Origin of the sequence: Fodinicola acaciae (genome assembly GCF_010993745.1) — a bacterium.
Classification (GTDB): Bacteria; Actinomycetota; Actinomycetes; order Mycobacteriales; family HKI-0501; genus Fodinicola; species Fodinicola acaciae.
In genome coordinates this window covers 2,774,176-2,796,493 of the sequence record NZ_WOTN01000001.1, presented here as the reverse complement: position 1 = coordinate 2,796,493, position 22,318 = coordinate 2,774,176, and the positions used below count along the sequence as shown (strand labels likewise).

The 22,318-nt window shown below is 67.6% G+C and carries 28 protein-coding genes, 1 pseudogene and 1 riboswitch; of the genes and pseudogenes, 19 read left to right on the top strand and 10 right to left on the bottom strand.

Going from position 1 to position 22,318, the window contains the following annotated elements; translation table 11 throughout:
• Positions 1-353 precede the first annotated feature (353 nt).
• From GNX95_RS13130 to GNX95_RS13115, 4 genes are all read right to left on the bottom strand, one after another.
• Entirely contained in the window at positions 354-521 is a 168-nt protein-coding gene (locus GNX95_RS13130; protein WP_163507369.1) for a hypothetical protein, read from the bottom strand.
• Positions 522-625: 104 nt separating this feature from the next.
• Positions 626-1,078 (bottom strand): S26 family signal peptidase, encoded by a 453-nt coding sequence (locus GNX95_RS44270; protein ID WP_222853547.1) that lies wholly within the window; start codon positions 1,076-1,078, stop codon positions 626-628.
• A 1-nt stretch (position 1,079) separates the two neighbouring features.
• Positions 1,080-1,592: a TlpA family protein disulfide reductase gene (locus GNX95_RS13120; protein WP_163507367.1), complete on the bottom strand. Its 513-nt coding sequence runs from the start codon at positions 1,590-1,592 to the stop codon at positions 1,080-1,082.
• A 61-nt stretch (positions 1,593-1,653) separates the two neighbouring features.
• On the bottom strand, positions 1,654-2,199 hold the full coding sequence (locus GNX95_RS13115) for a MauE/DoxX family redox-associated membrane protein (protein ID WP_163507366.1): 546 nt from the start codon (positions 2,197-2,199) through the stop codon (positions 1,654-1,656).
• A gap of 280 nt (positions 2,200-2,479) precedes the next feature.
• Positions 2,480-2,612, top strand: a riboswitch (cyclic di-AMP (ydaO/yuaA leader).
• 73 nt (positions 2,613-2,685) lie between these two features.
• Here GNX95_RS13115 and GNX95_RS13110 point away from each other — a divergent pair.
• Entirely contained in the window at positions 2,686-3,462 is a 777-nt protein-coding gene (locus GNX95_RS13110) for a hypothetical protein (RefSeq protein ID WP_163507365.1), read from the top strand.
• Between the two features lie 18 nt (positions 3,463-3,480).
• Here the strand turns inward: GNX95_RS13110 and GNX95_RS13105 are convergent, their stop codons facing one another.
• The gene (locus GNX95_RS13105) at positions 3,481-4,473 is read right to left on the bottom strand and encodes an NAD(+)/NADH kinase (protein WP_163507364.1); all 993 of its coding nucleotides are present in this window, start codon (positions 4,471-4,473) and stop codon (positions 3,481-3,483) included.
• 188 nt (positions 4,474-4,661) lie between these two features.
• Here GNX95_RS13105 and GNX95_RS43130 point away from each other — a divergent pair.
• Positions 4,662-5,009, top strand: a pseudogene (locus tag GNX95_RS43130) (sigma factor); the annotation flags it as partial.
• A 79-nt stretch (positions 5,010-5,088) separates the two neighbouring features.
• Entirely contained in the window at positions 5,089-5,835 is a 747-nt protein-coding gene (locus GNX95_RS43125) for a sialidase family protein (RefSeq protein ID WP_246281649.1), read from the top strand.
• Here GNX95_RS43125 and GNX95_RS13090 read toward each other — a convergent pair.
• Positions 5,819-6,442: a TetR/AcrR family transcriptional regulator gene (locus tag GNX95_RS13090; RefSeq protein ID WP_163507362.1), complete on the bottom strand. Its 624-nt coding sequence runs from the start codon at positions 6,440-6,442 to the stop codon at positions 5,819-5,821. The two genes, GNX95_RS43125 and GNX95_RS13090, sit on opposite strands and share 17 nt — an antisense overlap.
• 83 nt (positions 6,443-6,525) lie before the next feature.
• Here GNX95_RS13090 and wrbA point away from each other — a divergent pair, with 83 nt between their 5' ends.
• The 9 genes from wrbA (at position 6,526) to GNX95_RS13045 (ending at position 13,158) form a co-directional block, all read left to right on the top strand.
• The gene (gene wrbA, locus GNX95_RS13085) at positions 6,526-7,137 is read left to right on the top strand and encodes an NAD(P)H:quinone oxidoreductase (RefSeq protein WP_163507361.1); all 612 of its coding nucleotides are present in this window, start codon (positions 6,526-6,528) and stop codon (positions 7,135-7,137) included.
• 61 nt (positions 7,138-7,198) lie between these two features.
• The gene (locus GNX95_RS13080; RefSeq protein WP_163507360.1) at positions 7,199-8,071 is read left to right on the top strand and encodes a glutathione S-transferase C-terminal domain-containing protein; all 873 of its coding nucleotides are present in this window, start codon (positions 7,199-7,201) and stop codon (positions 8,069-8,071) included.
• On the top strand, positions 8,068-9,345 hold the full coding sequence (locus GNX95_RS13075) for an NtaA/DmoA family FMN-dependent monooxygenase (RefSeq protein ID WP_163507359.1): 1,278 nt from the start codon (positions 8,068-8,070) through the stop codon (positions 9,343-9,345). Before GNX95_RS13080 ends, GNX95_RS13075 begins: the two co-directional genes overlap by 4 nt.
• A gap of 14 nt (positions 9,346-9,359) precedes the next feature.
• Positions 9,360-9,713 carry a YciI family protein gene (locus GNX95_RS13070; RefSeq protein ID WP_163507358.1) on the top strand — a complete coding sequence of 118 codons (354 nt, stop codon included), beginning with the start codon at positions 9,360-9,362 and terminating at the stop codon, positions 9,711-9,713.
• Positions 9,714-10,937: an RNA polymerase sigma factor gene (locus GNX95_RS13065; RefSeq protein ID WP_163507357.1), complete on the top strand. Its 1,224-nt coding sequence runs from the start codon at positions 9,714-9,716 to the stop codon at positions 10,935-10,937.
• Positions 10,938-11,030: 93 nt separating this feature from the next.
• The gene (locus GNX95_RS13060) at positions 11,031-11,618 is read left to right on the top strand and encodes a hypothetical protein (RefSeq protein WP_222853545.1); all 588 of its coding nucleotides are present in this window, start codon (positions 11,031-11,033) and stop codon (positions 11,616-11,618) included.
• Positions 11,615-12,283 carry a fibronectin type III domain-containing protein gene (locus GNX95_RS13055; RefSeq protein ID WP_163507356.1) on the top strand — a complete coding sequence of 223 codons (669 nt, stop codon included), beginning with the start codon at positions 11,615-11,617 and terminating at the stop codon, positions 12,281-12,283. The genes GNX95_RS13060 and GNX95_RS13055 overlap by 4 nt, the downstream gene beginning before the upstream one ends.
• Positions 12,284-12,335: 52 nt before the next feature.
• Entirely contained in the window at positions 12,336-12,932 is a 597-nt protein-coding gene (locus GNX95_RS13050) for a TetR/AcrR family transcriptional regulator (RefSeq protein WP_163507355.1), read from the top strand.
• Positions 12,925-13,158, top strand: coding sequence for a hypothetical protein (locus GNX95_RS13045; RefSeq protein ID WP_163507354.1), 234 nt, complete (start codon positions 12,925-12,927; stop codon positions 13,156-13,158). Before GNX95_RS13050 ends, GNX95_RS13045 begins: the two co-directional genes overlap by 8 nt.
• On the opposite strand, the gene GNX95_RS13040 is transcribed toward GNX95_RS13045, so the two are convergent.
• Complete coding sequence (locus GNX95_RS13040) at positions 13,155-13,730, bottom strand: TetR/AcrR family transcriptional regulator (protein WP_163507353.1); 576 nt, start codon at positions 13,728-13,730, stop codon at positions 13,155-13,157. The genes GNX95_RS13045 and GNX95_RS13040 overlap by 4 nt on opposite strands.
• A gap of 77 nt (positions 13,731-13,807) precedes the next feature.
• On the opposite strand from GNX95_RS13040, the gene GNX95_RS13035 reads away from it, so the two are divergent.
• On the top strand, positions 13,808-14,704 hold the full coding sequence (locus tag GNX95_RS13035) for an aldo/keto reductase (protein WP_163507352.1): 897 nt from the start codon (positions 13,808-13,810) through the stop codon (positions 14,702-14,704).
• Here GNX95_RS13035 and GNX95_RS13030 read toward each other — a convergent pair.
• Positions 14,681-15,319, bottom strand: a complete 639-nt coding sequence (locus GNX95_RS13030) for a TetR/AcrR family transcriptional regulator (protein WP_163507351.1) — start codon at positions 15,317-15,319, stop codon at positions 14,681-14,683. The two genes, GNX95_RS13035 and GNX95_RS13030, sit on opposite strands and share 24 nt — an antisense overlap.
• Positions 15,320-15,370: 51 nt before the next feature.
• Between GNX95_RS13030 and GNX95_RS13025 the strand changes: the two genes are divergently transcribed.
• Positions 15,371-16,012: a VC0807 family protein gene (locus GNX95_RS13025; protein ID WP_163507350.1), complete on the top strand. Its 642-nt coding sequence runs from the start codon at positions 15,371-15,373 to the stop codon at positions 16,010-16,012.
• Here the strand turns inward: GNX95_RS13025 and GNX95_RS13020 are convergent.
• On the bottom strand, positions 16,002-16,619 hold the full coding sequence (locus GNX95_RS13020; RefSeq protein ID WP_163507349.1) for a TetR/AcrR family transcriptional regulator: 618 nt from the start codon (positions 16,617-16,619) through the stop codon (positions 16,002-16,004). The genes GNX95_RS13025 and GNX95_RS13020 overlap by 11 nt on opposite strands.
• Positions 16,620-16,676: 57 nt before the next feature.
• Between GNX95_RS13020 and GNX95_RS13015 the strand changes: the two genes are divergently transcribed.
• From GNX95_RS13015 to GNX95_RS13000, 4 genes are all read left to right on the top strand, one after another.
• Positions 16,677-17,063: an SgcJ/EcaC family oxidoreductase gene (locus GNX95_RS13015; RefSeq protein ID WP_163507348.1), complete on the top strand. Its 387-nt coding sequence runs from the start codon at positions 16,677-16,679 to the stop codon at positions 17,061-17,063.
• Positions 17,021-17,512: a hypothetical protein gene (locus GNX95_RS13010; protein ID WP_163507347.1), complete on the top strand. Its 492-nt coding sequence runs from the start codon at positions 17,021-17,023 to the stop codon at positions 17,510-17,512. Before GNX95_RS13015 ends, GNX95_RS13010 begins: the two co-directional genes overlap by 43 nt.
• 1,164 nt (positions 17,513-18,676) lie before the next feature.
• Positions 18,677-19,039, top strand: coding sequence for a PadR family transcriptional regulator (locus tag GNX95_RS13005; protein WP_163507346.1), 363 nt, complete (start codon positions 18,677-18,679; stop codon positions 19,037-19,039).
• Positions 19,036-20,403 (top strand): permease prefix domain 1-containing protein, encoded by a 1,368-nt coding sequence (locus GNX95_RS13000; protein WP_163507345.1) that lies wholly within the window; start codon positions 19,036-19,038, stop codon positions 20,401-20,403. The genes GNX95_RS13005 and GNX95_RS13000 overlap by 4 nt, the downstream gene beginning before the upstream one ends.
• Here the strand turns inward: GNX95_RS13000 and GNX95_RS12995 are convergent.
• Positions 20,390-21,070 carry a GbsR/MarR family transcriptional regulator gene (locus tag GNX95_RS12995; protein WP_163507344.1) on the bottom strand — a complete coding sequence of 227 codons (681 nt, stop codon included), beginning with the start codon at positions 21,068-21,070 and terminating at the stop codon, positions 20,390-20,392. The two genes, GNX95_RS13000 and GNX95_RS12995, sit on opposite strands and share 14 nt — an antisense overlap.
• 155 nt (positions 21,071-21,225) lie before the next feature.
• On the opposite strand from GNX95_RS12995, the gene GNX95_RS12990 reads away from it, so the two are divergent.
• Entirely contained in the window at positions 21,226-22,302 is a 1,077-nt protein-coding gene (locus GNX95_RS12990) for a serine hydrolase domain-containing protein (RefSeq protein WP_163507343.1), read from the top strand.
• Positions 22,303-22,318: the final 16 nt, after the last annotated feature.

The following is a 22,318-nucleotide window of genomic DNA, read 5'->3' as shown; positions in this document are numbered from 1 at the left end:
GCCCAGACGGCGACTGAGCGCACTGGAAATGCGCCCGATACGCCCGGCATGAGGGCGCTTTTCCGGCACACGCAGTTACCGCCTGGATCCCCGAGCTAAGCAACGAATTTCCGACTCGGGACATTAGCCGTCAGCCTGGCGCGGCGGAGGTCGCCGCGCCAGGACTTGTTACGGCATAGGGCCTGTTTCGAAGTCCTACGCGGCGATAGCCGAGCCGCTGTCACATCTGTCTCGGGCCGCCTGACGGCGCGACGAAACCGCCCACGTGGCGCTGCCACGCCGGGCGGTCCCGCCGCACCGCCAGAGGACGTTTGGATCTCGACTCTCATCCACGTGGGACTTCGAAACAGACCCTAGCAGCAGATCTGCCGGCCAGGCTGGTGCACGCCGGGGAACCAGCCGCCGGGCGGGGGACAGCCGCCGGTGTAGATGCAGCGGCCTTTCGCCGGACTGGCCGCGGCTTCGGCCTTCGGTGCCATTCTGGCGATCGTGATGTCGACGATCCGGTTGACGATTTTCATACCAGACAACCCTTTCGAGTCCGACTGCAGAGGCGAGAACAGATAATCCGAAGGCATCGGCGCTGTCAATGCCGATACGCATTCGTGCGTACGAAAATCCGGTTTCAGGAGACCAGTCGGCGGACGACGACGGCGCGGACGCGGTCAACCGCAACAAAACCCTCCTGGCGAGAGTCGACGCTTTCCGCGCCGTTGTCGCCGACGACAACCATGTGACCGGCCGGGACCGGCTGACCGGCAACCGCGGAAAGCGCCGGGCCGAGGCCGGGCGGCACCGGATCCCCTGGTCCGGCGACCAGCCGTTTGACCAGCCAGAGGCGACCACTGGCCGGCATCGAGGCCGGCACGGGCTGACCATTTTCCATCAATGGCGCGAAAACCACCAGCTCTCCGACAGCTGGTAGGTGCGCTGTGGCGCGCCGCGCGAGCAGTCGCTCCCCATCGTGCAGCGATGGCTCCATGCTCGGACCATGGACGGTGACGACGACCAACGTGTGGCGTACGACCGCGACCACCGCTATGCTGATTAGCGCTAAAATCGCGAACGAGGCAACCATCTCACGCCAACGCCGGTGTGGCGTACCCGTGCGCGCTGATGCGCTGATCCGCGCCAAGGCGGCAGAAAGCCGGCGTGCCGTGGACGTGGAAGGCCCTGGCGACCGGGCCGCGGCGGCGTTCCACGACCACCCTGCTGACGCCGGACAACGCCGACACCATCTCCTCTTGTTCTTCGTCGTCGCGGATGACCGCCAGAGACCGTACGCGCGGCTGCGTACGAGCCGCGGCGGCGAAGTGCGGCAGGTTTTCGTGGCAGCTCTCGCATTGCGGATCGAAGAAGCCGACGAGCGTGCCGTCGGCGAGACTTTCGCGGCGCAGCAGCTCGCCGTCGGTGGTGACCGCTTCGAAGTCGTCGATCTGCGCGCCGACGGCCAGCAGCGGCTCGGTCGCCGCCTGGTCGCTGGAAATCCGGCTCTCGATGTCACGGATCCGGCGTAACAGGCCGAAAACCAGCGCCAGGTTGAGCAGGCACAGGACGGTCAGAAGGATGACGAGCGCGACGACGGCTGGCACGGAATCCTCCAAGGGTCGGCAGCCGGAGGATTTTATCGCTAAATGCGGTGCGCGCCAGGTCTCAGCGGGCTGACTGGCGGCTGGTGGCCGGCCGGAAGAGGTCGACGATGTCGTCCAGCGCGACGACCAGCGCTCCAGCCACCGCACCGGCCACGGCCGCGACCGCGGCGCCGGCGAGGTCGACACCGGCGGATCCGAGTGTGCCGGCGGCGCCGGCGATCGTTACGCAGATCAGGAAAATGTTTCGTACGACGTGGACTGGGCCGAGCGGCGTCGTCGACTTGCCGAAGCAGCGGCACGGCGTACGCTCGCCGCGTCGCACCGAGATGACGATGCCGACCGCGAAGGCGGCGAGCAGGACGGCGGCGATCGCGAAGCCGGCGACCGCGCTGCCGGCGTACGGCACCGCGACCAGCACGACGATCAGCGCTTCGGCGGCGACGACGACGTACGCGACCGGCCGCGCGAACGTCCCCGGCACGACGCGCATCTGCCGGACGGATGTGACGAACGCGGTGAACGCCGACGGCCCGACGAGCTTGGTCGCGGCGGAGGCGGCGAACACCACGCCGATCAGCAGGCGGCAGGCGATCGCCACGTAGTCCATGTCCCCGCTCCTCGGCTCGACGTGCGCGCAGGATATGTCCGGTCTGGCGAACGTGTCGAGATCTCCATCGCCGCACGCGGCACATGCGCGCCAGGCATCGATCTCGGTGGACGTGTCCTGATCAGGCAAAATGACTGTCGCTTTACGACCTTTTTCCTGGTCGTACGCGGTAAAACCGAACGACACGGTTGTGATTTGGGCGACCTGCTGAAACTTTGCCGGAGGTCGTGGTTAGAGTCATCGTGTTCGTCCGGTTCACCCGTCCTTCATCCGGAAGGCAGCCGGGCGGCCGCCGAGTCCCTCCGCGGAGGGAGCCGGGGACCCAGGTTCCTGGGGTGAATCCGCCACGTGCGGTAGGGCGACTCCTGGCCCGAACCCGTCAGCTAACCCGGTAGGCAGCCGAAGGAGAGGAGAGTCGCGTGGTCCACCTCCACGCAGTTCACCGTCCCGCTGTGCCGAGGACGGTGGACGAGTAGGGGTCCGACGTTGAGGTACGCGACCAACGATCCGCCGCCGGGCACGCTCCTGCAGGGCAGCACCAAAGCGTCGTACTTCTGGGACGACGGCTCCGGCATCGCCGGCGACACCGGTGATCCGGCCGGTGGCCAGGGGATGCACAAGGGCGTCTTCGCCAGTCCGAGCTGGCCGCTGGGCACCGAGGGCTACGTCACGTACAACGGCCGCAAGGCCGACTTCGTGATCGGTGACCGCGGCCCCGGCTTCCCGTCCGACCACGGCGTCATGCTGGACATCGACGGCCAGACGTACGCGCAGCTGACCGGCGGACACTGGAACAGCGAGACGCACATGGTCGACGGCTTCGGGCCGGGCCACATCCAGGTCACGTACGTGGTGACCAAGTGGGGCAGTGGCACCGGGGTCAAGGGTCCGCCGCAGCCGTTCTCCAGCGGCGCGTGGAAGGTGCACGACCCCCGGCCCAACCTGCCGAAGGTGCAGGTCACGACCACTCCGGTGACCGGTCCGGCGAAGAGCAAGACGCTGGTCGAGCACGGCACGATCGCCGACAACAACGTCACCGCGACCGCGCCGGCCGCGGCTCCGCACGCGCTGGCTGACCCGGTGGTCGCTCCGGCGACCGCGGTGTCGGCGATGGTCGGCATCGGCCTGGCCGCCGCCGTCGTCAAGGTCCGCCAGCCCGGCGGCATCGGCGCGCCGGCTGGCCGCCACCGGCACACCTCTGGCCGTCACCGCCGCGGCGCGATCACCTTCGCTCCGGCCGTACGCCCCTCCTTCGCCATGTAGCTCGTCACCCTCGCTGGGTCAAGCGTCGCCGTCGGCGAGTGCGGCCGGCGCGTCGGCGAGTGAGAAACGGTCGCGCAGCCGGCGGAAGAAGTCGCCTGGCCGGATGCGTACGAGCTGCGCCGCGTGCTCGGCCGGATGGACGGTGATCCAGTCGCCGGGGTCGAGTACGCCGCGCAGCTGCCCGTCGACGCTGACCGCCACCTGACCGGAGCGGTCCAGCACGCGTACGGACGCGGCCTCGTCGGCGGCCAGCACCACGCTGCGGTTGAAGATCATGTGCGGCGCGACCGGCGTGAACACCAGGCCGCTCAGCTTCGGCGACAGGACCGGACCGCCGGCGGCCAGGTTGTAGGCCGTGGAGCCGGTCGGACTGGACACGATCAACGCGTCCGCCGAATACGAGGCGAACTCGCATTCGCCGAGGTAGACGGCCAGGCTGGCCTGCCGGTCGCGGGCCAGCTTCTCGAACACCACGTCGTTGAGCGCGGTCACGTCCAGCTCGACGCCGACTCCCTTGGTCTGGCTGACGACCCGTCGCGGTGGCGGCGGCAACAGCGGCCCGCGACCGTACGTAAGCAGCGCCTGGATGCCCTCCGGGATCTCCAGCGGCCGCGACGCGCGCATGGTGAGCATCAGCCGGTCGTCGATGCGTGCCTCGCCGGAGAAGAACGCCTCCAGCGCCTTCTCGACCTCCGGCGGCTCGACCTCGGTCAGGAAGCCGACCCGGCCGACGTTGACGCCGAGCACCGGCACGTTGTCCTGCGCCGCGACGCGTACGCCGCGCAGGAACGTGCCGTCACCGCCGAACGTGACGATCAGCGACGGATGGCCGGCAGCGGCGGCCTCCTCCTTCGCGTGCCGGCGCACCTGGTGGCCGTCGTCCCACTTCCACACGTCGATGAGGCTGGTCGCGATCTCGTTGCGCGCGGCCCACTCGGTCACCTGCTGAGCGGCCCGCACGGCGGCCTCGCGTCCCTCGTGTACGACGAGCCCGATGCGGCGGTCGGTCATCCGGTCCTCCTTGGTTTGCCCTCTCAGTCTTACCGAAGGGGTACGACTGCGACCGTCCGGTCCGATCGCTGGCCCTCTGTGTGACTTTTGACCTCAGGAGGGCCGAGGTGGCAGCGACTGTGGCGGTTTCACCGGTGACCACGCCGGCGGACCAGATCGCCGAGCTCCGTCGCGCCTCGGCGCGGCGGATGGTCGTCGGCTTGTACGAGCTGACCGGCGACCTCGCGGAGGCGCAGGAGGCGGTGCAGGAGGCCTTCGTACGCGCGGTCGCCTCGCCGGCGAAGGTACTGGCCGCCGACTCGCCGGAGCAGTGGATGTGCGCGGTCGTCTTCAACATCGCGCGTACGCGCTATCGCCGCCGCCGAAGACTCGACATGCTGATGCGCCGCGAGCCGCCGAACCCGGTCGCCTTGCCTGGCGTCACTCCCGACCGTGTCGCGTTGCTCGACGCGATGCGCAAGCTGCCGCACAAGCACCGCGAGGCGATCGCCTTGCACTACCTCGCCGACCTGGACGTGGCCGAGGTCGCCGCGATCCTGTCCGTACCCACCGGCACCGTGAAGTCGTGGCTCAGCCGCGGCCGCGCCCGACTCGCCGCGGTGCTAGGGCCTGTCGATGACGCTCGATCTCAACGGTCCGAGCCTGGACGAGAGCATGGTCGAGCTGCCGGCGTACGACCGGATCCGCACCGCCGGACGGCGCCGCCGCCGGGTCAGACGCGCCGGCGGTCTGGTCGCAGTCGTCCTGGCGATCGGGATGGTGACCGGCGGCGGCGTGGTGTTCGTCAACGGAACCGCGGTGGTGCCGGCGACAGCCGTCGCGGCCGAGCCGTGGACCTTCCGGCAGCCGGCGACCCTGGTCACGCAGGTCGTCACCCCGGCCCGAGACGGCTCCTACTGGTTGGCCGGCGACGGCCAGGTGGCGGTCAGCCACGACCGCGGTCGCACGTGGAGCCGCGGGTCGTTTCCGTGGCCGACGACGTACGCGGCTAGCTATGACGGCCGCATCGGATACGCGCTGACCAGGCACAACGTCAGCCGGACCAGCGACGGTGGCCGCTCGTGGTCGGCTCCGCTGCCGGCCGCGATCGACAATCCGGGCGCGCTGGAGGTCGCGCCGTCCGGCCGGCTGCTGACCTTCGACATCCGCGACCGCGGTTCGGTGGCGATGGCCAGCGGGGACGGTCGGACGTACGAGTTCGCCTTCGGCAACGACGTGCTGAAGGTCGACGGCCTTGTGCGGACCGCCACCGACGCATACGCCTATCGGCTCTCGGGCGCGTACGCGGGCCGCATCGTCACCGTCTTCGACGACCGGTTCGCCATGACGATGGTCCCGCCCAATGTCACGATCGGTCGGTGACCAACTCCGCGGCGACGGTGGCCTGGACCCAGTCGCGCCACCGCGCCGCCGTCCAGCCGCGCTCGGCGACCAGCATCGTGTGCGTGTCGACGCTGAACACCGTGTAGATCACGTCGCCGAGCCGGTCGGCGTCGGTGTCGGACCGCGCTCCGGGCAGCGCCAGCAGGAGAGTGGCGAGCCGCTTGCTGAACTCGCCGCGCGCTCGGTGGAGCTCCTCGACCAGCTCGGCCACCGCCGGATCGGCCGCCGCCGCGTGGATCGCGCGATAGATCGGTGCGACCCGGCCGGTCGACTCCCACATGTGCCGCACGGCGTGCCGCCAGCCGGCCATGGCGTCCGGGCACTCGGCGAGCTGTGCGACCCAGTCGCGCTCGAGCAGCGGCACCGGTGCGTCGTCGCCGACGATCGCCACGTCGTGTGCCGCCGACAGGATCGCGACCTTCGACCCGAAGGCCAGGTAGAGCGTCTGTACGGCGACGCCGGCTTCGGCGGCGATGTCGCCGACCGTGGTCGTGACGTATCCGTCCGTCGTGAACAGCCTGGTCGCCGCGCGGACGATCTTCTCGCGCGTGGCGGTGCCGCGCCGCGTACGACCTCGGTCGCGCATCACAACCCCCTTGCCCTGACTGGAATGCCATTACACAATAGCGTTCTAGCCGTCGTCGTACCAGCTTAGGAGGGTCACCAGCCATGACTCGGATTGCCGTCGTCTACTACTCCTCGACCGGGTCGGTGCATGCGATCGCCGAGGCGGTCGCCGAAGGCGCCGTCGACGGCCGTGCCGAGGTGCGCCTGCGACGCGCCGCCGAGCTCGCTCCGGATGCGGTCATCGAGGCCAACGCGCAGTGGCGCGCACATCGCGACGCCACCGCGCACATCGAGACCGCCAGCACCGACGACCTGGTGTGGGCCGACGGGTTCGCCTTCGGTACGCCGACGCGCTTCGGCCAGCCGGCCTCGCAGCTCAAGCAGTTTCTGGACACCACCAGCGGCGTCTGGCAGGCGGGCCACCTGGCCGGCAAGCCGGCGATCGGCTTCACCAGCACCGCCGAGCGGCACGGCGGTCAGGAGTCGACGCTGCTCGCGCTCTATCACACGCTGCACCACTGGGGTTCGATCATCGTGCCGACCGGATACGTCGACTACGAGCTTTCCCATGCCGCCGGCGGAAACCCGTACGGCATCAGCAGCATCGGCGGCGACGGCCTGCCGGACAAGCACGTGTTGGCGCTGGCGCGCTTCCAGGGCCGCCGGCTGGCCGACCTCGCGAAGGCATTGGCACCAGTACGTTTGGCGGCGTAGGGAATATCTTCTCTGGCAGCTGCCGTTGCCGTCGATGGACGCCTGCTGAGAGGGGATCGCTGTGCCTCGGTTCGCCAGCCCGGCCGACGTGGCGGCATACGGTGAGTATCGCGTCGTACGCGACGACCGGCCGCTCTACCGGTTCGCCGGACGCCTCGGTTCCGGAGATTTTCCGGCCGAGGCCGGCAGATATCACCTCTACGCCGGCTGGTTCTGCCCGTGGGCGCAGCGCTGTGTCATCGAGATCGGCCTGCACGGCCTGGAAGACGTGATCAGCGTGTCCTATGTGGACAATGACAGGGACGCGCGCGGCTGGGCCTTCCGCGAGACCTATGGACCCGATCCGGTCAACGGTTTCGCGTTGTTGCGCGAGGCGTACGAGGCGACCGAGCCGGGTTTCGACGGACACGTGTCGGTGCCGACGCTGTGGGACCGTCAGACCGGCCGGATCGTGAGCAACGACTTCGCCGGCATCGGCGTCGACATCGCCACGCGGTTTGCCGAGTTTTCCAACGGTGCCAACACTTATCCCGCGGCGTTACGCGACCAGATCGAGGAGCTCGACGGCTGGCTCGGCGCGGCGGTCAACCGCGGCGCCGGCGCCGCCGCGGCGGATCCGGCCGCACGTGCCGCTTTGCTCGACGCTTTCGCCGAGCTGGACGCACGGCTGGCGAAATCGCGTTACCTGCTGGGATCGCGGCTGACCGAGGCCGACGTACGGCTGTGGGTCACGCTGGTCCGCTATGACGCCGGCCCCAACGCCGAGCGCACGATCAACCCCGGACTGCCGGAATATCCGCATCTCTGGGCGTACGCGCGCGAGCTCTACCAGATCCCGGCGTTCGGCCGCAGCACCGACTTCGCCAGCTTCAGCCGACCCGGTGCCACCGTGCCCGACTGGGACGTCGTCGTCGAGCGTTCGTACGCGGCATGAAACAGATCCATCTCGCCGCGCACTTTCCCGGCGTCAACAACACGACGGTGTGGAGCGATCCGCGCTCCGGCAGCCACATCGAGTTCGCCTCCTTCGAACGGTTCGCGCGCACGGCCGAGCGGGCGAAGTTCGATTTTCTGTTTCTCGCCGAGGGTTTGCGGCTGCGCGAGCAGGGCGGCCAGATTTACGACCTGGACGTCGTCGGCCGGCCGGACACCTTCACCGTGCTCGCGGCTTTGGCCGCGGTGACCGAGAAACTCGGCCTGGCCGGCACGATCAACTCGACCTTCAACGAGCCCTACGAGGTGGCTCGCCAGTTCGTCAGCCTCGACCACCTCTGCGGTGGCCGCGCCGGCTGGAACGTCGTCACCTCGTGGGACGCCTTCACCGGCGAGAACTTCCGGCGCGGCGGATTCCTGCCGGAGGACCAGCGATACGAGCGCGCCGAGCAGTTCATGCGGACGGCATGGGAGCTCTGGGACTCGTGGCGTGACGGCAACACCGGCGCGTTTTCGCACGAGGACAGGCATTTCCGCATCTCCGGACGGTTCAACGTGCCGCCTGGACCGCAGGGCCGGCCGGTCATCCTGCAGGCCGGCGACTCCGACGCCGGCCGCGAGTTCGCCGCGGCGACCGCCGACGCGATCTTCACCCGGCACGCGACTTTCGAGGCCGGCAAGGCATTCTATGCCGACGTGAAACGGCGGCTGGCACGTTACGGACGTACGCGCGACCAGCTCGTCGTGCTGCCGGCGGCGACTTTTGTCCTCGGTGACACCGATGCCGAGGCGGAGGAATACGCGGCGGTGGTGCGTCGCCAGCAGGTCAGCGGCCAGACCGCGATCAAGTTTCTGGAGCAGGTCTGGAATCGCGACCTGTCCGCGTACGACCCGGACGGACCGCTGCCGGAGGTCGATCCGATCGTGGGGGAGAACACCATCTCGCGTGGCCGCGCGAGCGTACGCGCTTTCACGGATCCGTTGGAAACCGCGCGGAAGTGGCGCGAGAGGGCGGCGGCCGAGAAGCTGTCGATTCGCGACCTGATGGTCGAGGTGATGAGCCGGCAGACGTTCGTCGGATCGCCGCGGACAGTGGCCGGACGGATCAACGACTTCGTCCAGGCCGACGTCAGTGACGGCTTCATCATCGTCCCGCACATCACGCCGAGCGGCCTGGACGACTTCGCCGACAAGGTGGTGCCGCTGCTGCAGGAACGCGGTGTGTTCCGCACCGACTACTCCGGCGACACATTGCGCGATCACCTTGGAGTTTGAGTAAGTTCTGCGTCATGCGCTTCATGATGCTGATGATCCCGCGCGAATACGCCTCGGCGCCGGCCCACGACGAGATCGACGCGATGGCGCGTTACAACCAGACGCTGAAGGAGGCCGGCGTGCTTCTGGCGCTGGACGGCCTTCTGCCGCCGTCCGCCGGCGCACGCGTCTCGTTTTCCGGTGCCGGCAAGCCGGTGGTCACCGACGGCCCGTTCGCGGAGGCGAAAGAAGCGCTCGGCGGCTATTGGGTCATCGACGTACGCTCGCGGGAGGAGGCCGTCGCGTGGGCCAGCCGGTGTCCGGCCGGGCCAGGTGACGTGATCGAGATCCGCCAGGTGGACGAGGCCGATCCGTTTCCGGCCGAGTAGATGGACGCGCATCGCACCGTCGAGGCGGTCTGGCGGATCGAGTCGACCCGGCTGATCGCCGGGTTGACCAGGATGGTGCGCGGCGATGTCGGACTCGCCGAGGAGCTGGCGCAGGACGCGCTGGTCGCGGCACTGGAGCAGTGGCCGGCATCCGGTGTGCCGGACAATCCTGGCGCCTGGCTGATGGCGATCGCCAAGCGCCGGGCCATTGACCATTTCCGTCGTCGCGAGCGGTTGGACCGCAAACACCGGGAAATGGCGCGAGATCTGCGGATCGCCGAGGAGTTGCCGGATCTGGACGACCACGTCGGCGACGACATCCTGCGGCTGATGTTCATCGCCTGCCATCCGGTGCTGTCGACCGAGGCGCGGGTGGCCTTGACGTTGCGGCTGCTCGGCGGCCTGACGACCGAGGAGATCGCGCGCGCCTATCTGGTGGCCGAGTCGACGGTCGCGCAGCGGATCGTACGCGCCAAGAAAACCCTTGCCGCGAAACGGGTTTCGTTCGAGCTGCCGAGCCTGCCGGAGCGGCTGCCGTCGGTGCTCGAGGTGATTTACCTGATTTTCAACGAAGGTTACGCGGCGACCGCCGGCGACGACCTGGTCCGGCCGGCGCTGTGCCGCGAAGCGTTGCGGCTCGGCCGCATTCTTTCCGAGCTGGCACCCGGCGAAGCAGAGGTGCACGGCCTGGTCGCGTTGATGGATTTCCAGGCCTCACGCGCGGCAGCGCGCGTCGGACCGGACGGCGAAATGGTGCTGTTGCTGGAGCAGGACCGAGCGCGCTGGGACCACGTGCTGATCGGGCACGGCTTGGCCGAGCTGCGCAAAGTCGAGGAACTGGGCCGAAAACCGGGACCGTACGCGCTGCAGGCCGCCATCGCCGCGTGCCATGCGCGCGCTCACACCGCCGAGGCGACCGACTGGCCGCGGATCGCCGCGCTCTATCGGGTGCTCGCCGAGCTGACGCCGACACCGGTCGTCGAGCTGAACCGCGCGGTCGCCGTCGCGATGGCTTTTGGCCCCGCTGTTGGCCTTGAGCTGGTCGACTCGCTCGTCGACGAGCCGGCGATGCGCGACTATCACCTGTTGCCGAGCGTACGCGGTGACCTGCTTGTCAAACTCGGACGGCTGGACGAGGCCCGCGCCGAGTTCGAACGCGCGGCGGCGCTGACCCGCAACACTCGCGAACGGACGTTTCTGCTCGGCCGTGCCGCGGCCTGCTGATTGACATTTGCCGCGGATTTCGCGTATCTTCCCTCGCATACGTTCTTGTCTGTGAAGGCATTCATATCCATGAACCGATATGAAGGAGGAACGGTGAGCAGACGGGTCATCGTCGGCTGCCTGTTGGCGGCCGGCCTCGCGGTGAGTACGGCGGCGCCCGCGCAAGCGGCACCGGCCTGGACCAGCTATTCGCCGTCATTCACGGTGCAACAACAGGGATGCGGATCGGTCAGCGGCCTGACGTTCACGATCAACTGCACGTCGAGCAGCGGCTATGACCGCGCCGAGCGGCGCTATCAGAACTACACGCACAGCCAGCACCGCTTCCAGGGATCGTTCCGCATCACCAGCATGGGTGGCACGCGGATGAGCCTCAAGCAGACCTTCCGCGACGGTGTCGGTCCGTTTTTCCTGCTGGCGGTGGAAAGAGGCGGCCGGCTCTACTCGGTCGAAGGTGGCGCGACGATCGCCACCGGCGCGACCGTCGGCACCACGGTGGCGGTGCAGACGATCCACCGGATGGGGAACGACTATCGGGTCTACATCAACGGATCGTTGAAATACACCGAATCCGCTCCACCCAGCGGCAACTATTACGACAAGATCGGTGCCTATCGTACGGCCAGCGGCAGCGGCTCCATCTCGGTGGTCTGGAGCAACCTCTCCTTCGCATACCAGTGAAAATCGTCTGGCTGTTGATGGTGGCCGTGGTGGTCGCCGGATGCGGATCGGCGACCACCACGCTCACCGCCCGGTTGGATTCGCCGGTCGACGTCACGCTTTCCTGGCATGACAGCGGTCCGGCGCCACTGGGCCGTGTCGTCGAATACGCGAACACCGCGGCCGGGCCATACACGATCCTGGATTTCCTTGCGCCGTCACGGATGTCGTACGCGCACCGGAAGCTGATCCCGCGGACGGCCTTCTCCTACCGGGTCGTTCCGTACTATGGCCAGGTTTCCGCGATCGTGGAGCTGGCGCTGCCGCCGGGAAAATACGACGACGCCCCGGCGGACTGGGCTCGGCCGCGTACGGTGGCGCAGCCGGCCGTCGCTCGGCAGCCGCTGCGCGCCGGTGGCCGGCCGACGGACCTGCGCACAACCGTCATGAACGCCAACGGAGTGCGGCTGACCTGGACGGATCGCGCCAGCGACGAGGCCGGCTATCTGGTGGAGCTGAGGCCGGCCGGCAGCGCCGACTTCCGGGTCGTGCAGCTGCTCGACGCGAACGTCAACTCGACCGGGATCGTCACCCTGCCGGACGAGAAGGTCGCGGCATGTCGGGTGGTTGCCTTCTATTACGGCGAAAGCTCCAACACTGTCAGCGTCACTACCGGCGACGGCTAGCACGTGGTAACGTCGCGTTTCTAGAAACGGACCGTTACCGAATGGCGGGTCGATGGCCAGGCTGACGCGCGCTGAGCAGCAACGACGTACGCACCAGCAGCTGCTTGAGGTCGGCCTGGCGGTGTTTCTGCGGCGTGGTTATCTGGCCGCCACCGTCGAGGAGATCGCGTCCGAGGCCGGCTTCACCCGAGGGGCCGTCTACAAGCATTTCGGCGGCAAAGAGGGCTTGTGGACGGCGATTGTCGACAGCCGCGCTGACGCGCTCCTGGCGGGATTGCGCGAGGCTCTGGACCGCGTGTCGAGCCGCGACGAGTTGGTCGCCACGCTCGCCTCCGGCGTCGGCTCGGCCGATGGGGACGCGGCCAGGTGGACCGTCGTGTCGACCGAGTTTTTGGCCGGAGTCGCCGACAAACCGGAGCTTGCCGCCGCGATCGTCGCGGCGCAGCGACAACGCGAGGAGCAGATCGCCGAGCTGCTGGCCCGGCATTGCGACCGCTTGCGCGTACGGCCGACTTTGCCGTTGTCGCTGGCAGTCGTGGCGCTGCCGTCGCTCGGCGGGGGGCTGGCGCTGCGGCGTGGTGTCGATCCGGCCGTCGACCTCCGCGCCACCGTCACCGCTGTCGTGGAGGTGATGTTCGATCATGACTGATCTGCTGGTGACCGCCGTCTGGATCTGCTTTTTCGCGCTGAACATGGGATTGCTGGTCTGGCTGGCCAGGCGCGTCCGGCGGCGCGGAGTGGGGGACAGCGTGCTGAGTCCGATCGAGGAGATCTGGCATCCGGCGATTCGCGAATATCGCTTCGAAACGCAGGCGCAGGAGGAGCGGATGGTCGCGCGTACGTCCCCGGACGACCCGCTGGACAAGGACGCCTAGCCAGTTTTTGGCCGTAGGGCGTCGATGATGAGGTCGAGCAGCCGCGCCGTCTGGCCGGGAGTGTCCGCGCTGGCCAGCAGTGTGCCGAGCAGCAGCACGGTCACGTCGTCTGGGTCGGTGTCCGCGCGGAGCATGCCGGCCTCGGCGCCGCGGGCCAGCAGCGTGGCCAAGGCGGCGCCGATACGTTCCCGCGTGGCCGACGTGGCGATACGGCCGGAGGCCCAGCCGGCGCGGAGCGTCTCGGCCATCGCGCGTTTGGTGGCGACGAAGGTCGCATAGCGCTCCATCCAGGCACGCAGCGCGGCGTCCGGCCGATGCCGGCGGAGCAGGTCAGGCACGCTGCCGGTGACATCGTCGAGCTCGGCGGCGTAGACGGCTTCGACGAGTGCATCGCGAGTCGGGAAGTGGCGATAGAGCGTACCGATGCCGACGCCGGCGTCGCGCGCGATGGTTTCCAGCGGCACCGGCCCGCCGGCCGCCGTGTAGGCGGCCTTCGCCGCCTCGATGAGCTTGTCGCGGTTGCGCTCGGCGTCGACGCGCGTACGCCGCGGTGTCGGTTCGGCGGTAGCCAAAACGGAGGAACCTCCGGTACGGTCGTAGTGAAGCGGAGATTCCTCCGCTTCGTTGAGCGTACTCGGAGGGCCCGGTTATGACCACGAACAGTGCCGGACGGCTCGGCGAGCGTACGGTGTCGCGCGTCGGCTTCGGGGCGATGCAGCTGCACCGCCTGCACGCCGACCGCGACGCGGCGATCGCCGTGATGCGGCATGCGCGTGACCTCGGTGTCGATCACGTCGACACGGCTCAGTTCTATGGCGACGGCTTCGTCAACGAAGTCATCCGCGATGCCATCGGCGACGATGACGGCGTCGTGATCGTCAGCAAGGTCGGCGCTGAGCCCGACCCGGACGGTCCTCGTCCGTTGCGGCTGGCGCAGCGGCCCGAGCAGTTGCGGGCCGGCGTGGAGGCCAACCTCGCCACGCTCGGCGTCGAGCAGATCCCGGTCATGAACCTCCGCCGGGCGGACGGCGGGCCAGGCATTCGCGCCGAAGGTGACCAGGTGGTCGATCTCGACGACCAGCTCGCGGTCATGACGGCGCTGCGTGACGAGGGCAAGATCGGCGCGATTGGCCTGAGCGGCGTGACGATCGAGATCCTGCGCCGGGCCCTGCCCGCCGGCATCGTGTGCGTACAGAACGCCTACAGCCTGGTCGCGCGTGAAGACGAGGACATGCTGCGGCTCTGCGCCGACGAAGGCATCGCCTGGGTCCCGTTCTTTCCGCTTGGCGGTGCTTTTCCCGGCCTGCCCAAGGTCGCCGACGAGCCGGCCGTGACCGCCGCCGCGCAGGCCCTCGGCCACAGCCCCGCGCAGATCGGTCTCGCCTGGCTGCTGCACCACTCGCCAAACGTGCTGCTCATCCCGGGGACCGCCGACCGCGACCATCTCGAGGCCAACCTGGCCGTCGGCGCGATCTCGTTGGACGACGCCACGATGGCCACGCTGGACGCCGTACCGTCTCAGTCAGCCGAGGTCACCCTGGGCTGAGTGGAGGGTCTCGATGGACCGGCTGGCGGCGGCCGGATCGTCGCCGAAGCCGACCGCGAGGCGACATGTCATGTCGGTCAGCAAAAACCGGACCTGGTCGAGCGGCAGAAGCCCGGTCAACGCCAACGTGATCATGCCGTGTCCGGCGGTCCACAGCTCGGCGGACCAGCCGCGCAGGAGGGCCGGCTCGGCCGGCTCGAACCGGCCGGCGTCGACGCAGCGGTCGACGGCGGCGACCAGGCGCTCGAACACTCCGGTGCCGGCGTCCTCCGTACGCTCCGGCGGACGGTCGACGAACATCGCGCGATACAGGTCGGGGTCGCCGAGCCCGAACGCGAAGTAGGCGAGGATGGCCGAGCCGAGGTCGGCGACCGGATCGTCGGTGCGCGGGATCGCGTCGAGGTCGGCCTCAAGCCTGCCGAAACCGTCTCGACGCAGCTCCCGGCGCAGCTGGTCCATGCTGCCGAAATGCGTGTAGACGGCGATCGAGGACGCACCGACCTCGGTGGCCAGCCGGCGCGTCGACAACGCCTGCGGCCCCTCGGTGCTCAGCAGGCGTTTCGCCGCGGCCAGCAGGGCCGCGCGTACGGCCGGATCGGCGGATCGAGGACTCACGCTCCGAACAATACCATTGCAGCGTTATATAACAGTGCTATCGTACCTCGTGTGAAAAGACAGACGTCTGGCGCGGTGCTCGGGCTGGTCGTGGACATCGGCCTTCCGCTCGTCGCGTACTACGCACTGCACGCTCTCGGCGCCGTCGACTGGGTCGCCCTGCTGGCCGCCACGGCCGCGGCCGGCGTACGACTCGTCGCCGTGGCCGTGTGGACGCGACGGGTCTCCTGGTTTGCCGCGATCATGCTCGCGATGTTCGGCGTCAGCCTGGCACTGGCCTTCGTTCGCGGCGATCCGCGGTTTCTGCTGCTCAAGGACTCTTTCACCACGGCCGCGCTCGGCCTGGTGTTTTTGCTGAGTCTGCTCGGAAAACAGCCGCTCACGCTGGCCGGTGCGCAGACCTGGCGGCCGGCGCTGGCGCGGGAGCTTGCCGCGCTGTACGACCGCGATCCAGCCGCGCGTCGCGCTTTCCGTGCCAGCGCGCTCGGCTGGGGCGCTGGACTCCTCGCGGAAGCGGTCGCGCGGGTGCCGCTGATCTATCTGGTGCCGGTGGACGTGATGGTGGGGCTCTCCACCGGCATGATGATCGCCGCCATGGTCGCGTTGGCTGGTTGGAACGCGCTCTACATCGCGCAGGTCGCGCGGCGGCATCCCGCGCTCGCCGTGCTGCTGCCGCCCGGTTTCAGGTTTTGATGCCGTAGTGGCCGAGAGCCGGCTCGAGGAGGTCGAAGGCATCGCGTGCTTTCGCAGCGAGCAGGCGGCGGATCGTGGCGCGTGACTGGCCGTCGAGAATGCGTCTCACGCTTTCGGCGAAAAGTACGCGGTGGACCGATGCCAGCTGTGCGGCGACGACGCGTTGCCGCGTATCGTCGACGCCGGTCTCGGCGGCGATCGCGTCACCGAGTGCCTGCTCGCGTAAGTCGGCGATCTCGCGCGCTCGGCTGATGAGTACGTGGCTGTTCTGGACTAGTCGCGCGAATGTCGCGGTCGGTGGACCGAGGCTCACCGCGCCGGCGGCGAGCCGGTCGAGGTAGTCGCGGCGTACGGCTGTGAGGATGCTCTCGCCAACGGCGCGTGCGGTGACCGCGTCGGCCAAGCCGTTGATGGCCGCGTCGGCATGGTCGAAGACCAGGTCCTCTTTACGCGGAAAGTGGTTGGTCACGGTCATTTTCGACACGCCGGCGGCCTCGGCGACCTGCGCGATCGTCACCGCGTCGAAACCGTCGGCGGCGAACAGCTCCATCGCGACGTCCGAGATCGCCTGCCTGGTCTGCTGTTTCAGGCGATCCCGTAGTCTCATGCCGCTCAGCTTAGATTAGGTTGGACCAACTGGCTATGTTCGACCTATGCTAGCGGCATGTTCGATGAAGCCGCCGAGCGGCGGGCGATCCTTGAGATTGGCCAGGCGATGCGGGATGCCTGGAATCGCGGTGATGCCACCGGTTTCGCGTCGCTGTTCACCGATGACGCCAGCTTCGTGGCGTGGACCGGAGCGCACGGATACGGACGGCAGGCCATCGCCGAGGCGCACCGGCCGCTGCTGGCGGGACCGCTGGCCGGCTCGCGGCTGACGATGACGGACGAGTCGCTGCGGTTCATCCGCGCCGATGCTGCCGTCCTGGTCACGACGGGTGCGGTGGTGTCGACCGAGCGGGACCATCGGTCCATTCAGACATTGGTGCTGGTCAAGGACGACGGCCGGTGGCAGGTGTCGGCGTTTCAGAACACCAGGGCGGAATCGTGAACCGCATCCCACCGCCGGTCACCCTCGCTCGCGTGCTTCTCTTGTTGATCGCGTTGTCGCATGTGGCGATTCCGGTCGTGATGTGGTTGCGGAAAGGGGAGATCGCTCAGGAAATCGCCGCTCAGCATCCGGAGGTTTCGGTTGCGGCCGCGACGACGGCCGCGTTGGTCGCGGCGGCCGTCTTTCATGGAGTGCTTTTCGTGGTCAACGGTTGGTTGGCGTGGATCGTACCGTCCGGGCGGCGCTGGACGCGTTGGGTGGTGACCGGCGTACAGGTTGCCGCCGTGGGTTTTGGTTTTGTGTCGTGGGGAAGCTCGGGGATGTTTCATTTGGTTATTCCGGTCGTGGATGTGGTTGCGGTGGGTGTGATTGGGTTGTTGTGGTTGCCGAAGGGGCCGAGGGGTTTCTTTGCGCGGAGGAGTGCTGATACGGCGGCGGGTTCTGGCTGAGGATTAGGGGTTCCGGTTGTTGCGGTGGTGGGTGCGGGGTCTTGGGTTGGGGAGGTGGTTGGGTTTCTGGTTGGTGCGTGGGGAGGGGTTGCGATTTTGATTGGTGTGGTGGGGAGGTGTTGGGTTTTCTGTTTGTTGCGGTGGGGGGGTGGTTGCGTCTTCCCGTTTGTTGCGGTGGGGAGGTGGTCGCGTCTTCCCTTTGTTGCGTTGGGGAGGTGGTTGGGCCTTCATGTTTGTTGCGTTGGGTGGGTGGTTGGGTTTTTCGCCTGCGCGGCGGGCGCTCCTGCGCGGAGGGCGACCTCAAGGGAGGGGGCGCGTGGATGCTAATCGGTGTGCGTGGGGGTGCGGGCGGTGGTTTGTGGGCGGGGCTGGGTTTTCTGGGCTTGCTCGTTCTCCCCGTCGGCGCCCGGAGGGAACCACATTTTCGGAGGGGCCGCCGAGCTTGGGTGGGTGGTTGCGTTTGTTTGGCGGCGGCCCCTCCGACAATGTGGTTGGCTGCGCCCGCCGACGGGGAGAACGAGCAAGCCAGGTCACGTGTGGGAAGCAACCCGTCGGCATGGACGCCATCACAGCGTCCGGGTGGTGCTGGTGTGGCTACTGTGGCTGGCAATGCGGGCGAGGCGGCTCTGCTGCGTAATACTTGTTTAACAAGACATCAAAATAGACATTTGGTGCAGCCCAACAGCCACAACAGCATTATCAGCCTCAGTAGTCACACCCGTCACAGCCTCCGGTGATCGCGGGGTGTGAAAGCCTTGTTCCTTGCGTCCAACGCAAGTAACTCGACATTCATGCCATCCGCGACCCTCACAAGCCGGACATTTAGCGCTCCACACGCCTTCTCATCCCACATACTGGACCTTCACGCCACCCACCGGGACGCCACGGCACCGCCGGCGACCCAGCCACACTCCACACCACAAACAAACCGCACCCGCCGCACCCAACCGGACCAACAACGAAACCCCGCGCACCCCTCCCCTTGAGGTCGCCCTCCGCGCAGGAGCGCCCGCCGCGAAGGCGCCACCACCCCAAAACGCAACAACCAGGAAAACCCCACCACCCCAAAACGCAACAATCAGAAACCCAACCCTCCCAGGGCTGAGTTTGCATCCGCTGATACCTAACAGTACGATGCATCGCACCGTTAGGTATGGGAGGACCGTGAAAGTCGCGAAGGACTTGGTGGCCGCGTCGGCGACGCCGATGGTGCTTGGCATTTTGGCGGAAGGCGAGAGCTATGGCTATGCCATTCTGCGGCGGATCAGTGAGCTGTCCGGCGGTGAGCTGGACTGGACCGAAGGCCTGCTTTATCCATTGTTGCACCGGCTCGAACGCCTAGGGTATGTGGAGGCGAGCTGGCAGGCGGCGGTCGGTGAGCGGCGGCGGAAGTATTATCGGATCACTGACCAGGGGCTGGCCGAGCTGGCCGAGCAGCGGCGGCAGTGGGACACGGTCGCACAGGCGCTGAAAAAACTGGGCGGCACGGGCGTGCTCGCGGTGATGCCGTTGGAGGGGCCGGCGTGACCGCGCGTGAGGACGAGCTGGAGAAGCAGTTCGCGCAATGGCGGCATTATGTGCAGCGGCGCAAGGAACTGCGGACGGCCGATGTCGATGAGTTGGAGGATCACCTCCGCGGTTGCGTCGACGAGCTGGTCGAGGCCGGTCTGACCGCCGACGAGGCGTTTTTGGTCGCGGTCAAGCGAATGGGAAGCTTGGACGAGCTGTCCCGCGAGTTTGCCAGAGAGCATTCCGACCGGCTGTGGAAACAGCTGGTGCTCACCGGCGACACCGGTGGCTCGGAGACCGACCGGCGGTCGCGGCTGGACCTGTGGGTGATGTGCGTCTGCGCGGTCGGCGCGGCGGTTTCGGTGAAGGTGCCGGAGCTTTTCGGCGTCAAATGGCAAGGCAACATCGAGTTCTACGCGGCGAACTTCAGCCTCTTCGCGTTGCCGTGGCTGGCGGCCTACCTCGGCTGGCGCCGACGGCTCAACAGCGTGCTGATCGCGATTTTGGTGGCGTTGTTCGCGATCGGAGCGGTGGCGGCCAACGTGTATCCGGTCGCCGAGACCTCTCAGGCCGTCGTCATCTCGGCCATTCACCTGCCGATCGCCCTGTGGTTCGTGGTTGGTCTGGCGTACGTGGCGACCGACTGGCGTTCGTCTCGGCGGCGGATGGATTTCGTCCGCTTCACCGGCGAATGGTTCGTCTATTTGGTGCTGATCGCACTCGGCGGCGGCGTACTCGTCGCGTTTGTCTCCGGCACATTCGCCGCCATCGGAATCGCGCCGTACACGTTCATCTCGCAGTGGCTGGTGCCGTGCGGTGTGATGGGCGCGATCGTCGTAGCCGGATGGCTCGTGGAGGCGAAACAAAGCGTCGTGGAGAATATCGCGCCGGTGCTCACGCGGCTGTTCACCCCACTGTTCACGGCCGTGTTGCTGGCGTTTCTCGTCGCCGTCGTCTGGACCAGTGCTGGCATCAACATCGAGCGTAATGCGTTGATTCTTTTCAACCTGTTGCTGGTCGTCGTGCTGGGCCTGCTGCTTTATTCGCTGTCGGCACGCGATCCGCTGACCCCGCCTGGCCTGTTCGACAGGCTCCAGCTCGCGCTCGTGGTCAGCGCACTGGCCATCGACGTGCTGGTGCTGGTGGAAATCACCGGCCGCATCACCGAGTTCGGCACCACTCCCAACCGGATCGTGGCGCTCGGCGAAAACGTGGTCCTGCTGGTCAACCTCGCCTGGTCGGCGTGGCTGCTGGCGCGGTTCGTGTTGCGGCGTACGCCGTTCGCGGCACTCGAACAGTGGCAGACCGGCTACCTGCCGGTGTACGCGGCGTGGGCCTGGATCGTCGTCTTCGTCCTGCCGCCATTGTTCAACTACGCATGACCCGTCGCCAATGTTTGGCGCGCTCGACGAGATCTCCGCTGAGTACGTCCAGAAACGCGCTCATGCCGGCGAGCCGGTCGCCGGCCGGGGTGCCGGCGCCGAGGATGCCGGCGGCACGTTTGGCGGCCTCGGAAAGCCGAGCCGTACGCCGCGCGCTCGCCACAGCGGAGTGAAACCAGACATCTTTGTCGATGACGTAACGATAAGCGCGCCGTCCCGGCTCCCGCTCACGACGGATCATCCGTTGCTCAAGCAGATAGCGCACCGCCGTTGAGATCGACGCGGGGCTGACGCGCAGCCGGTGGACGAGTTCGGCAGCGGTGCTGGCGCCGGACTCCGTGGTGCAAAGAAAGGCGAGCACTCTGGCCGGCATCCGTGCCAGGCCGGTGCTCGCCAGCACCTCGGTGAGCTCCGCCTCGATCGCGCGCACAGCCGGCGCGCGCTCGTACGAGGCGGGAGCCGGCGGCGGTCCGCCGCGGCGGCCGCGCCACTCGGTCTGCAGGTGAGCGCGTCGCGGGTCGTATCCGCCCGGTCCGCTGTTTCTGCTCACCTCACGGCTGATGGTCGAGGTCGGCCGGCCCAGCCGGCGCGCGATTTCGGCGTACGCGAGCCGCTGCGCGAGCATTGTCGCGATCCGTTCACGGTCTCGCTGTGTCAGCCTCGGCATGATCGACAGTATTGCGTTCCGCGCCATCTCAACGCAACGGTGGTCGTTGCGTTCAGCGCCATTCTTAGCTGCTGAAACGCGACAACACCTGTCGGGACCGGGTCGTTGCAAAGTACGTTTCGACGCGTTCTGAAGTCACGTACGAGGAGACAGTGATGTCCGTCCAGCAACTGCTCGACAGAGCGGTGTCCAACGGCGAGGTGCCCGGCATTTTGGCGCAGGTGTGGCACAACGGCGACACGTGGTGTGGCACGGCAGGTGTGTCGGACCTGGAGAGCGGTCGCACTCGCCAACCAGGCGACCATTTCCGGATTGGCAGTGCCACCAAGACATTCGTGGCTGTCATTGTGCTGCGGTTGGTCGCGGACGGCCGGTTGAGCCTCGACGACACGGTCGACACCTGGCTTCCCGGAGTCGTACGCGGCAACGGCCATGACGGTCGGCGGATCACCGTACGACAGCTGCTCAACCACACCAGCGGCCTGTTCAACTACGCGATGGATCCGGTCTTGATTGAGCGCTATTACACGCCGGCGCTCTTGGAGCACCGCTTCGACGGTTATACGCCGGAGCAGCTGGTCGCGTACGCCATGGCGCATCCGCCGTTGTTCGAGCCCGGGACGGACTGGATGTATTGCAACACCGGCTATGTCCTGGCCGGCATGATCATCGAGAGGATCACCGGCACGACGTTCGGCGAGGAACTGAAGCGGATCGTGACCGGTCCGCTGGAACTGTCCGGCACGTACATGCCGAGCCGCGGTGACTCGGGCATCGCTGTCCCGCATGGCCGCTATTACTCGAATCTGAGCGTTTCGCGGCCAGAAGCGCGCATTCACGACCTCACCGAGATGAACGTGAGCATGGCCTGGACCGGCGGCGGGATGATTTCGACCGCTGGCGACATGCTCCGGTTTTTCGGCGAGCTGCTGGCCGGCCGGTTGCTGCCACCCGAGCAACAGAGGGAAATGTTCACCACGGTCCCGACCCACGACTGGCATCCGAAGCTGCCTGGCGCCGGCTATGGCCTCGGCGTCGCGTCGATCGTGCTGCCGGACGGCACGACATTGTGGGGAAACGGCGGCGCGATCAACGGATCCTGGTCGTACGTCTTCGGCCGGCGCGACGGCTCACACCTGATTGCCGCGAATGTGAACGCCGACTGGACGTACGGCGACTGGAGCGACCCCATCGGCGTCTTCACCGACCTGGTCGCGGCTGAATTCGGCTGATTCGTCGCTGCCGTCT